The 11,503-nt window shown below is 63.3% G+C and carries 10 protein-coding genes and 1 tRNA gene; 5 read left to right on the top strand and 6 right to left on the bottom strand.

Features of this window, described 5'->3' with window-relative positions; translation table 11 throughout:
- Positions 1-49 precede the first annotated feature (49 nt).
- On the bottom strand, positions 50-1,639 hold the full coding sequence (locus tag RF641_RS06680) for a sialidase family protein (RefSeq protein WP_047120028.1): 1,590 nt from the start codon (positions 1,637-1,639) through the stop codon (positions 50-52).
- 164 nt (positions 1,640-1,803) lie between these two features.
- On the opposite strand from RF641_RS06680, the gene RF641_RS06675 reads away from it, so the two are divergent.
- Positions 1,804-2,988 carry a S8 family serine peptidase gene (locus RF641_RS06675; protein WP_047120029.1) on the top strand — a complete coding sequence of 395 codons (1,185 nt, stop codon included), beginning with the start codon at positions 1,804-1,806 and terminating at the stop codon, positions 2,986-2,988.
- A gap of 4 nt (positions 2,989-2,992) precedes the next feature.
- A complete protein-coding gene (locus RF641_RS06670) occupies positions 2,993-3,214 on the top strand; it encodes a hypothetical protein (RefSeq protein WP_047120030.1) in 222 nt (73 codons plus the stop codon).
- 106 nt (positions 3,215-3,320) lie between these two features.
- On the opposite strand, the gene RF641_RS06665 is transcribed toward RF641_RS06670, so the two are convergent.
- Positions 3,321-4,367: an L-idonate 5-dehydrogenase gene (locus RF641_RS06665; RefSeq protein ID WP_047120031.1), complete on the bottom strand. Its 1,047-nt coding sequence runs from the start codon at positions 4,365-4,367 to the stop codon at positions 3,321-3,323.
- Entirely contained in the window at positions 4,357-5,127 is a 771-nt protein-coding gene (locus tag RF641_RS06660) for an SDR family oxidoreductase (protein WP_047120032.1), read from the bottom strand. The genes RF641_RS06665 and RF641_RS06660 overlap by 11 nt, the downstream gene beginning before the upstream one ends.
- A gap of 739 nt (positions 5,128-5,866) precedes the next feature.
- Between RF641_RS06660 and RF641_RS06655 the strand changes: the two genes are divergently transcribed.
- Complete coding sequence (locus tag RF641_RS06655; protein ID WP_424572817.1) at positions 5,867-7,225, top strand: NAD(P)-binding domain-containing protein; 1,359 nt, start codon at positions 5,867-5,869, stop codon at positions 7,223-7,225.
- A gap of 447 nt (positions 7,226-7,672) precedes the next feature.
- Here RF641_RS06655 and RF641_RS06650 read toward each other — a convergent pair.
- A tRNA-Ala gene (locus RF641_RS06650) sits at positions 7,673-7,745 on the bottom strand.
- Between the two features lie 192 nt (positions 7,746-7,937).
- On the opposite strand from RF641_RS06650, the gene RF641_RS06645 reads away from it, so the two are divergent.
- Entirely contained in the window at positions 7,938-8,363 is a 426-nt protein-coding gene (locus RF641_RS06645; RefSeq protein WP_053798744.1) for a VOC family protein, read from the top strand.
- On the opposite strand, the gene RF641_RS06640 is transcribed toward RF641_RS06645, so the two are convergent.
- Complete coding sequence (locus RF641_RS06640) at positions 8,364-9,644, bottom strand: MFS transporter (RefSeq protein ID WP_047120035.1); 1,281 nt, start codon at positions 9,642-9,644, stop codon at positions 8,364-8,366. It abuts the gene before it with no gap.
- An 84-nt stretch (positions 9,645-9,728) separates the two neighbouring features.
- On the opposite strand from RF641_RS06640, the gene RF641_RS06635 reads away from it, so the two are divergent.
- Positions 9,729-10,670, top strand: coding sequence for an endonuclease/exonuclease/phosphatase family protein (locus RF641_RS06635; protein ID WP_147407272.1), 942 nt, complete (start codon positions 9,729-9,731; stop codon positions 10,668-10,670).
- Here the strand turns inward: RF641_RS06635 and RF641_RS06630 are convergent.
- Positions 10,667-11,335 (bottom strand): alpha-ketoglutarate-dependent dioxygenase AlkB family protein, encoded by a 669-nt coding sequence (locus tag RF641_RS06630; RefSeq protein WP_047120036.1) that lies wholly within the window; start codon positions 11,333-11,335, stop codon positions 10,667-10,669. The two genes, RF641_RS06635 and RF641_RS06630, sit on opposite strands and share 4 nt — an antisense overlap.
- Between the last annotated feature and the right edge of the window lie 168 nt (positions 11,336-11,503).

Raw genomic sequence — 11,503 nt, 5'->3', positions numbered from 1 at the left:
GCGCACCGCTGGCAATCACTGCGGCCGGCTCCCAGCGAAGCTCCGGTGCTCAGCGCGCCGGAAGCGACCGGATGGTGCCGGCGGCGGTGTCCACCTCGAACTCCTGGCTCCAGCTTCCTGAGCCGCCGCGGACCTCGAAGCCCACTCTGGCGCGGCCGGCGCGCAGGTCCTCGGCGGTCACGGTGTAAGTGGGGGTGAAGAACAGCCGCTGGCCGCCGGCCGGTACGCTGGCGGGCCCGAATCCTGTGCCGGGGGCACGGTCGTAGTTCCCGAGCAGTTCCACCTCCAGAGCCCGCTCGGAGGAATTGACGAACCGCCCGGTGAATGCCAGCATGTCCCCGGCGCGCAACCCCGGCAGCACCGGGCCATAGTTGGTCAGTTGCGCTTCGCGGGATCCCAGGACCTGCACTCCGTCCTGGTACCCCTGGCCGATTTCCTTCCAGGTGTGCCCTGCCCAGTCCCCCGCCGTGGCGCTGATGACGTGCTCCTCGCCGATGCTGGTCCAGCGCTCGGGCCGTGCCGGGGTGATGGAGCGCAGCACCATGGTGAACTCGCTGCCCGGATCCTCCCGGTACCGCGCGGCGGCCTCGGCGAGCGCGGTCGGGGCAAGACTCCCGGGTTCGAGCTTGGTGAAGACGATGTCCTGGTAGCCGTCGCGTTCGAACAGCACCCCCAGCGAGCCGTCGGCCAGCAGCGCGGCGGTGGAGTAGGCGCTGCTGCCGGGGCAGATCGACTGGACCGGGCTCCAGTGGTCTCCGTTGTCGAAGGACACACTCAACACCGTGTTGCGGCGCAGGGCCGCGTCGCGGTTGTTCGTCAGCAGCAGCAGCTGCCCTCCGTCGGAGGGAAGGGCGCAGATGCTTCCGTTGTCCCCGGGATCCGGCAGGTCAGTCACGGGCGCAAGCTCGCCGTAGCGGTGCCCGCCGTCGGTGGACACCGCTTGGAGCCGCTGGTCCGGAGCCCGGGAATTCATCAGCACCCGCCCGTCGGGCAGCTGGACCGCTTTGTTCTCGTTCGCTTCGGCGCTTGTAAGCTCGCCGAGCCGCCAGCTCTCGCCGTGGTCGTCGGAGTAGGCCGAGGCGGCGCGGATCCGCCCGTGGTACAGCACCACCATCTGCTGCAGCAGGCGTCCGGCGTGCCGGCCGGTGCGCAGCTGGATCCCCGCGCCGGCGGCGGCGAAGATGCCGGTGATGCCCGGCCGCTTCAGCTGCGCGGTCAGTCGGCGATGCGACCAGGTCCTCCCGTCGTCGTCCGAGTAGGAGAGGTCCACGTGCTGCACCTCGTCCACGGGCTGCGCCCCTTCGGCGGATTCGAAGAATCCCGCGCGGGTGCCGGCGGCGTGGAAGCAGAAAATTCGCGAGGTGTCGGCGTCAACCAGCAGGCTGGGATCACCGAAGCCTTCAAGGCCGGAACCGGTGCGGATCACCTGCTGGTTTTCCCAGGTTTGTCCGTGATCGGTGCTGCGTCGCAGCAGCAGGTCGATGGTGTTGGGCAGGTCGTCCAGGTTGGGGCGGCCGTCATAGGCGGCCAATACGGTGCCGGCGGTCGTGACCGCCAAAGCTGGAATGCGGTACTGGCGGTAACCGTGGTGGCCTCGGCGTGCGAGCGTCTGGAAGCTCAGGTTTTCTGCGGCGGTCATGGGATCAAGTATTCCCGATTCTGGAGCTTTCGTTGTTTCCGCGCCAGACCATGCCGATGGTTATCCGATGGCCTTGATCGGCTGGACCAGCGAGCGTGGGCCAACCCCTTTATCTGTCGGTGCACTGGGGCTACAGTGCTAAGTACCCGAGCGAGGAGTGCGTCATGATTACCCCAGAAAGCCAACCCACCGCGGAAGTTCCCGGCCGCTACGTCCTGATTTTCGATTCGCCGACAACTGCCCATTCATCCACCCTTGGTATTGCAGCCCTTGAAGACAAGGTGCCCAACTTGCTGTCGGCCGCCGGCTACGAGACAACGGAATATTTTCCGCGTCTGGGCATCGCCGTAGTGGATTCTCCCCCGGAGCAATTGGATGATTTTTCAGCCCGAGTGGCAGGCGAGCACATGCCTGCCCGCGTGGTCCCGGAGCGGATCTACCGGATCCTCGCTGAAGCCGATGACGAACCCACGAGTTATGCGGACAACGACGAGTTCACCTGGGGGCTGCAAGCGGTCCAGGCCGCGAATTCGCAGTACACCGGCGCCGGCATCAAGGTTGCGGTGCTGGATACCGGCTTCGACACCCAGCACCCCGATTTCGCCGGGCGCAGCGTCACCACCAAGTCCTTCGCGGCCGGCGAGGACGCCGCGGACGGCCACGGCCATGGTACCCACTGCATCGGCACCGCTTGCGGGCCGCGCGCAGTCGAAGGCGGCCGCGGCTACGGGGTCGCCTCCGGCGCGGAAATCTTCGCTGGCAAGGTGCTGGGTTCCAATGGGTCCGGCACCGACTCGATGATCCTGGCCGGCATCGACTGGGCGTTGCAGAATGAATGCCACGTCATTTCCATGTCCCTCGGCGCGGACGTGCGCGAGGTGCATCCGCCTTATGTCACCGCCGGGCGCCGCGCGCTGGAACAGGGAACCCTGATCATCGCCGCGGCGGGCAACAACGCGAAACGCGCTTCCAACGATCCCGGATTCGTGGGTGCGCCGGCGAACAGCCCGTACATCATGGCGGTCGGCGCGCTGGACTCCGGCCTGCAGATCGCGCCGTTCTCCGCGAGGACACTTCCGGGCCGCGGCGGACAGGTGGACATTTCCGGTCCCGGCGTCAAGGTCTATTCCTCGTGGCCGGGCGCGCAGCGCTACAACACGATCAGCGGCACGTCGATGGCCACCCCGCACGTGGCCGGCGTGGCCGCGCTGCTGGCCGAGGCGACCGGGTACCGCGCCCGCGAGCTGTGGGCCGAGCTGGTGCAGCAGGCCCGGCGTTTGGAGCAGTTCTCCGTTGACGTGGGAGCGGGCCTGACCAGGTCGCCGGAACCGGCGCAGGAGAAGGCCTAGCATCATGGCTTCCCAGCGCACGTTCATCGTGACGATTTCCGAGACCTACACCAGCAACATGCCCGCCGCGGTGACCCAGCTGGAGTCCCATGGGCTGCAAGTCCAGCAGGTACTGGGCATGCTGGGGCAGGTGATCGGCCAGGCTGCGGATGAACGGGTTAAGGAGCTCAAGGGACTTGACTGCGTGCAGTCGGTTGATTCCGAACAGCAGTACAAGGCGCTCTAGGCACGGGGCAGGGCCGGCGGCGAAGCAACCGCTGGCACTGGCAGGCTGACTGGGATACGCGATGGCCCGCGGCAGGATCATGTCGCGGACCGTTGCGTTGCGATGTCTACCGGAAGTCCAGCAGCACCTTGCCGGAGACGGAAGCATCCTTGGCAGTTTCGAAGGCGGCCAAGGCCTCGGACGCGGGGAACTCATGGGTGACCGCGGCGCCGATCTGCAGCGATCCATCGGCCAGCGCCTGCAGCACCTCGTCGATTTCATCGTTGAAACGGAAGGATCCGACCAATTCCAGTTCCCGGGTGATGGCCAGCGAAATGAGCGCCGGCTGCTCGCCGGAAGGCAGCAGCCCCACCATGACCACTCGCCCGCCGCGGACCGCGCCGCGCACGGCCGAGGCCAGCCCGCGGTAGTTCCCGGTCGCTTCGATGACCACGTCCGCGTGGATGCCGGCGATGTCCCCGGCTTCCGGGGCACGCAGAGTGCGGGTCGCGCCAAGCTCGGCGGCGACGTGCAGCGGCGCATCGTACATGTCCACCGCGATGATGTCCCCCGCGCCGGCGCGCTTGAGCACGGCGACGGCCAGCGCGCCGATGGGGCCTGCCCCGATCACCAGGACGCGTTTACCGGCCACCTCCCCTGCCCGGGAGACTGCATGCCAGGCCACCGCGGCCGGCTCGGCCAGTGCAGCGTCGCGCAGGGACAGCCCGGCGGGAAGTTCGCGCAGCATGCGCGCGGGCAGGTTCACTTCGGTGGCGAAAGCTCCCTCGGTGTGCGGGAAGCGGGCGGCCGAACCCAGGTAGGTGCACCCCGGGGACAGGTTAGGGCGGCCCTCCGGATAGGGTTCCCCGGTGCCCGCAGGGGTCGCTGGATGGACTGCTACCTGGGCACCGGCCTGCGGACCGGTGCCGTCGGCGGCGGCCTGCACCACGGTGCCGACGATTTCATGCCCGAGCACCATGGGCGCCTTCAGGATGGATTCGCCGGCGGCGCCGTGGCTCCAGTAGTGCAGGTCCGAGCCGCAGATGCCGCCGTAGGCAATGGCGACGCGCGCCTGGTCCGCGGTGGGAGCGGGCAGGTGGATCTGCTCCACCCGGAGGTCTCCGGCGGCGTGGGCCACCACTGCCAAGGTTTGTTCGTTCAGGTTAGACGACAACGCTCATGCCTCCATCGATGAAAATAGTTTGCCCGTTGACGTAGTTGGATCCCTCGGACGCCAACCAGACCGCCGGCCCGGCCAAGTCCGCGACCGTGCCCCAGCGCCCGGCGGGGGTGCGGCCCAGGATCCAGGAGTTGAATTGCTCGTCGTCCACCAGGTTCTGCGTCATTTCGGTATGAATGTAGCCCGGGGCGATGCCGTTGATCTGCAGCCCGGAGCCGGCCCATTCAGCGGTCATAGCGCGGGTGAGGTTGCGCAGTCCGCCCTTGGCCGCGGTGTAGGCGGCAATCGTCGGTCGCGCCAAATCGGTCTGGACGGAGCAGATATTGATGATTTTCCCGGCGCCTCGCTGCACCATGCCGCGGGCAACGGCCCGGCCGACCAGGAAGGCGCTGGTGAGGTTGGTGTCGATGACTCGTTGCCAGTCCGCGACCTCGAGCTCAAGCAAGGGGACGCGGTGCTGGATTCCGGCGTTGTTCACCAGGATGTCCAGAGTGCCGATGCCTTTCTCAATGTCCTCGATATTGGCACTGACCGACTCGTCATCCGTCACGTCGAAGCAAGCAGAGTGGATACGCTCTCGCCCATAGAGCTCGGTGAATTCGGCGACCGTGGTTGCCAGCCGGTCGGCGTCGCGGCCATGCAGGACGATGTCGGCACCCGCGTCTGCCAAGGCCCGGGCCAGTTCCCTGCCGATACCCCGTGATGATCCGGTGACCAAGGCCAGTTTGCCCGTGAGGTCGAATAGATTGCTCATGCTTGCCCGCTTCCCTGTTCTGACGGCAGCAAGCTGCCATCATATGTCAGATGTCGTCGGCGGACGCTCCCGCCGACCAGCAAGCAGCTGCGTCACAGAGGGCCTCGTCGCCACGCCCAATATAACAGACTTAACAAGCTAAACGCGATAATAAATATGTTTTTAAAGATCCGATCTCGCCATCTTTGCGACGTTGCACCCGCCCAGGGGCAACCCTCCAGAAGCAACGGCGCACGAAAGGTGCAACCAGCAAGGCGCGCCCCTCCGCGCGTGAGGTGAATCCAGGTGTATTTCAGCGGAATATCACGTCGAGAAAAATGCGAATTGATCCACAAAACAAGGGGCTTTTCAGGCTTGAATAGACCGCAATTCGACCCGGTGCACAAGGGTGCCAGTTGGACAGCGGATGCCACCCTGAGCTTGTCATCTTATTTCACTCCATAAGTTTTATTCGCAGCAAAATACTCGTTGATTTGGGACTTTACGATCCAGTGCATCGACGATCTGCTATACTTGATCCATCGCACTCGATTCCTGACGAGATTTACACCCGGCGCGTGGGAGCTTTTTCAGCGTGACCCGCCGGGTTTCGGCTGGTGCTTATTTGGGGTTCAGCGTGGCGCAGCCCAGTCGATTTTGAACATTTTTTCGCCGCGCAAGGAGTAACTTATTAGGCTGAAATGCCGGAGAGGTACGCTTGTCACAACGCGTTGCAATCATCGGAGCAGGACCCAGCGGAATGGCTCAACTGCGAGCCTTCGAGTCGGCGCGCACAGCCGGTCGTTCGGTCCCGGAAATCGTCTGCTACGAAAAACAGGATGACTGGGGTGGCCAGTGGAATTTCAGCTGGCGCACGGGCATCGACAAGTATGGTGAGACAGTCCATTCGAGCATGTACCGCAATTTATGGTCCAATGGTCCCAAGGAGGCCTTGGAGTTCGCCGAATACACTTTTGATGAGCACTTCGGCCGTCCGATTTCCTCATATCCACCTCGTGCGGTGCTGTGGGACTACATCAACGGCCGCGCCGAGAAGTCGAATGTCAAGAAGTACGTCCAATTCTCGACCGTCGTGCGCTGGGTCCAGTTCGATGAAGGTACCCAGAAGTTCACCGTCACGATTGAAAACCTGAAAACCGGTCAAACGGAAAGCAGCGAATTCGATAAGGTCGTCGTCGGGTCCGGCCACTTCAGCTTCCCGAATGTTCCGGACTTCGCCGGAATCGAAACCTTCCCGGGAACGCTGATCCACGCCCATGATTTCCGCGGTGCGGAACGGCTGGCCGGCCGCAACGTCCTGTTGATCGGCGCCAGCTACTCCGCCGAGGACATCGGCATCCAGGCATTCAAGATGGGTGCCAGCTCGGTGACCATGAGCTACCGTACTGCCCCGATGGGCTACGACTGGCCCGAGGGCATCCAGGAACGCCCGCTGGTCGAGCGGTTCGAAGGGAGCACAGCCCACTTCGCGGACGGAACCGAGCGACAGTTCGACGCAGTCATCCTGTGCACCGGATACCTGCACCACTACCCGTTCCTGCCATCGGATTTGGCGCTGTCCTCTCCCAACAACTTGTACCCCAAGTCCCTGTACCGCGGCGTTGTCAGCGAAGCGAACAACAACTTGTTCTACCTGGGCGCCCAGGACCAGTGGTTCACCTTCAACATGTTCGATGCCCAGGCCTGGTACGTCCGCGATGTCATCCTCGGCGATGCGAAGCTTCCTTCCGAGGCCGAGCAGAAACTTGACATGGCGCAATGGACACAGCGCTTGGCGAATCTAGGCAGCGCAGCAGATGAAGTCCGTTTCCAGGCCGACTACATTCGAGACCTCATAGAGCAGACCGACTACCCGATGTTCGATCTGGACGAGGTAACCCGCATCTTCTTGGCGTGGAAGAACGACAAACAGCACAACATCTTGAACTACCGCGACCAGGTCTATCGTTCGGTCATGACCGGCACCATGGCCTGCGAGCACCACACCCCGTGGCTTCGCGAGCTGGATGATTCATTGGAGCGCTACCTGTCCCAGCCAGAAGAGGACGAGCTGGAGCGTATGGTCCGCGGCAAGGACAGCTCCGCCAGCCCGGCCTAGTTGTAATACACCTAGTTGCCGGAGCAAACCGCGTAAGCAGCCTCACGACTGATAACCACGCGGACAGCGGGTCGAGATCCGGAATCTCGACCCGCTGTTCCACTAAAGCCCCATCGGAAAGCAGAGGCACCTGCATAGAAAGCGCAGAGTCTACTCCGAGCAGGTAGCACACGAATGCCTTCACGGCGCGATTAACGCTGACGCCGGCCGTCCAGGTGGCGTATTCCTGGACTCAATGCGGCAGAGGCGGCATCACGGCTCCACGCGTGCTTGATACCGCAAGAACCTTCTACGGATCAAGAATTTTTGGTGCTGGCGTCGTATACAACGGCGCGGGTCAGAGAACATCCTGGATGTTTTGCACGTTCAGTCGTGGGTTGGCGTCAGAAGTGCAACCGGAAAGAAAAAATCTCGGGCGACATAAGTCACCCGAGATCATTTATCTTGTGGAGGTAAGGGGATTCGAACCCCTGACCTTCTGCATGCCATGCAGACGCGCTACCAACTGCGCCATACCCCCAAAAGGATGCGGTTTCTTCGGTTTTTTCGACCTCTGAACCGAGATAAAACTCTACCGGAGGTGTTTAGAAAACACCAAATCGGCGTTCGGAGACGCTGGTCACAGGGTGCTATTCACTTTGTCGGTTGCGGGTGGAAGAATCTTCCACGTGGATCGATCGGTCCCGAGAACATAGTCGAAAGGCGCACTCCCATGAGCATTGGACTGACCCCGTACCTGCGTTTCGCCGGCGATGCCCGCGCGGCCATGGAGTTCTACAACTCCGTATTTGGCGGAGAACTGTCGATGATGACCTTCAAAGAAGGAATGAATGACGATCGCCCGGCAACCACCGACCAAATCATGCATTCATCGCTGTTCGTGAGTCGCGGCGTGCACCTGATGGCCTCGGACACCCCGCCCGAAATGAATCTCATGCCCAATGGCACCGTGTCCTTCAGCAGCGACGGCACGGACGATGCGGACTCGGTGCCGCTGCAGAAGTGGTGGGATGGACTATCTGCAGGCGCGCGCATCGATGTTCCGTTGGCAACAGCTCCTTGGGGAGACTCTTTCGGTCAGCTCACCGATAAGTTCGGCGTCACCTGGATGTTCAATATCTCTGCGGTGCGCTCGTAGCTATTTCAGCTCGGCCTGTTCGCGGGAAGCGACCGCTTCGCTGCCCACGAGCAGGCCGATCTTCTTTGCCCGGATTTGGGTTGCCCAAGCCAGCAGGAAGCCGAGTACCGCGAGCCCCGCTCCGACGATGGACGGCGCACGGTAGCCGAAGCCCGCGGAAATCACCGCAGCACCCAGGGCGGCCCCCAACGCGTTGGCCACGTTGAGCGCGGAATGGTTCAAGGAGGCGGCCAGCGACTGGGCATGGGGTGCCGAATCCATCAGCAAGGTTTGCAAGCTCGGGATCAATAGCGAGCCCACCGCGCCCAGCACGAAGACCATGACGAGCGTGGGGATAATCCAGCTGGTCACGGCGGCGAAAATTAGCATGGCCGCCACCATGATCAGGTTGGTCAGCTTGATGGAACCGAAAATCGACCAGTCGGCCAAGCGTCCGCCGGCCAGCGAACCGACGACCATGCCCAAGCCATAGAGCGCCAGAGCCCAGGGAACAAGATTGATGTCGAGTCCTGCTTCTTCGGTCAAGGTCGGTGAAATGTACGAGTACACGGCGAAGAAGCCGCCAAACCCCACGATGCCCGTCCCCATGGCCATCCAAACCTGGATATTCTTCAGCGCCGAGAGTTCGCGGCGCATGCTCGCTCCGGGTTCAGCCTTGTGCCACGGAACGAACAAGCTGATCATCAGCATCGTGATCAGGCCAACCACAGCGACAACAACGAACATCGCTCGCCATCCAGTCAGCTGCCCCAAACGGGTGACCAGCGGAACACCGGCGACGTTGGCCACCGAGAGCCCGAGCATCACCCATGCGATGGCGCGCCCGCGCATGCTTCCGGGCACCAGCGAACCAGCCAGGACTCCGGCCAAGCCGAAGTAGGCGCCATGCGGCAGGCCGGCGAGGAATCGGGTAGCCAGCATGGTTCCGTAATCCGGGGCAAAGGCCGATGACAAGTTTGCGACAGTGAAGAACAGCATCAGCAGCAAGACCGCGCGCTTGCGCGGAATCTTGGCGGCAAGTGCGGTCAGCACCGGGGCGCCAACCACGACGCCGATGGCATAGGCGCTGATCATCAGGCCCATCTGGGAATTGCTCACCGAAAGGTCGGCGGCGCCCTCCTGGAGCAGCCCCATCAGGGTGAATTCGGTGACACCGATGCCGAATCCGCCCATGGACAGGGCGAGAATCGCCAACAGCAGCCGGCCGCCGGACAAGTATTTGCTGGGCGCAGAAGTAGTCACGTTTGGATCCTCGGGAGTTTGGAGATGGCACGGCTTCATCGACGCCTGACTTCCATCGTAGTTGCAGGCACGGCTGAGGAAAATTACGATTCCCACAGTTTTCTGTGGCACTGTGGAAGTCCAATGTCCAAAGCATCACCTCGCCGGTTGTCGGCATCACGAATCCTGGCACGAATCACGGTCATCCTCTTGTGCCTTGGCCTTGCCGTGCTCATGGCTTTCCACCAGCAGATTCCCGACGTCGCGGGACTGGGGCTCATACTTGACAATTTAACCCCTTGGCTCGGCCTGGGCATACCACTGCTGCTGCTCTTGACCATCGTCCTCGGCGGCCGCGCAACCTACGTTGCGCTGCTGGTGCCAACTGTTGTCTGGGGTGTTCTTTTCGGGTCTGCGGCCTTGCCCTCCGCGCCCGTCGATAGCCAGGATCCCTTGGTAGTCGCTTCGCAGAACGTCCACCAGGATGCGGTGACCTCGGCCCGCTCCCTGGCCGAATCGGGAGCCGAAGTCATCACGCTCCAGGAACTGGGCGAGGGCCAGATTGATCTGGTGACGGACGCCCTGAAGCGGAGCCATCCGTACTACTACTCAGTGAGCACCGTGGGCCTATGGAGCAGCTACCCGCTGTCCAACCCCGAACCGCTGGACTTGGGTCTGGGCTGGGACCGCGCACTGCGCGCCGACGTCGACACCGAATCCGGGCCGGTCCGCGTGTACGCGGTCCACGCCGCTTCGGCGCGCCCGACGGGCCATGATGAGCGCGACACCATGCTCGCGTCCCTGGCGGACTACGTGGCCAAGGATCCTTCGTCCAAGGTCATTGCCGCCGGCGACTTCAACGCCACCTCGACGGACCGCCACTTCGCCCCGGTCGCTGACCAGCTGGACGATGTGCACTATAGCGCCTGGGGTCTGGCGATGACCTGGCCGCGCACGCCATTCGCCATGCTCGGCATCGACCACGTCATGGTCCGCGGCGTCACCGGCACCTCTCTCGACCGCATTCCTGCCGGCGATTCCGACCACTACGCCCTGCGGGCGTCCGTGGACCTGGCCGGCGGCTAGGACAGGCCGGTCTGGCGCAGGGTGATATTGATGCGTCCGCCGCCCAGCTCGCATTCTTGCGGTGCCGTCCCCGGATGGATCTTCGTTACCGCGTGATAGGCGAAGCGCGCCGGCCCGTCGAAGACGAACAGGTCTCCCGAGGCGAGGCGCACCTCCTGCCAAGGCTTGTTGCGATGCTCCGTGTTACCCAGTCGAAAGGTCGCGGAATCGCCCAGGGACAGCGAGACCACCGGCGCATTGATCCGTTCTTCGGCATCCTGGTGCATACCCATCGTGGCATTGACGTTGTAGTAGTTCACGATGGCCGCGTCCGGTAGATAAGACTGCGCCTTGGCCTGGTCCCCCGTCGCGTCGTTGACCGCACGGCGCCCGAGCTCCACCAGCCAAGGTTCCATGGGCGCCACCGGCTCCCCATTGATGTCGTCGGCCGTGCGCGAATAGCTGTGGGGGCTCCAATGCCAGCCCAGACACAGGCTCTGCACGCTCATCGGGTGCCCGTTGACCAATGTCTGATGCGGCGGAACCGGCCCGTTTCCCCATTCGAAGAACCGGTTGATGATCCAGGACTGCATTTCAGGCGAAAGCCAGCCGGGCACATGCCAGGCGCCGGGACGCAGTAGCCTCGGCTCGCGCGGCAGCGCGCTGTCATCGAAGAGAAAGTCCATGGGTTCCCTGCCTCTAGTCTGCGAATTATCCGTCCCGCGGCGGCTGTCGTGCCGCCACCGACTGTAGCATCCGGCCCCGGCAAGCCGGACGAACACGGTTTATATGTGCTCTGGACAACCTTCTCCCACGCCAAGGCGGAGTTAAGAGGACTTTCGAAGCATCCGTAC

The sequence above is a fragment of the Arthrobacter sp. 'calajunan' genome (assembly GCF_046940185.1).
Taxonomy (GTDB): Bacteria; Actinomycetota; Actinomycetes; order Actinomycetales; family Micrococcaceae; genus Glutamicibacter; species Glutamicibacter soli.
The sequence above is the reverse complement of the archived record's forward strand: the minus strand, read 5'-3'. Positions and strand labels throughout refer to the sequence as shown.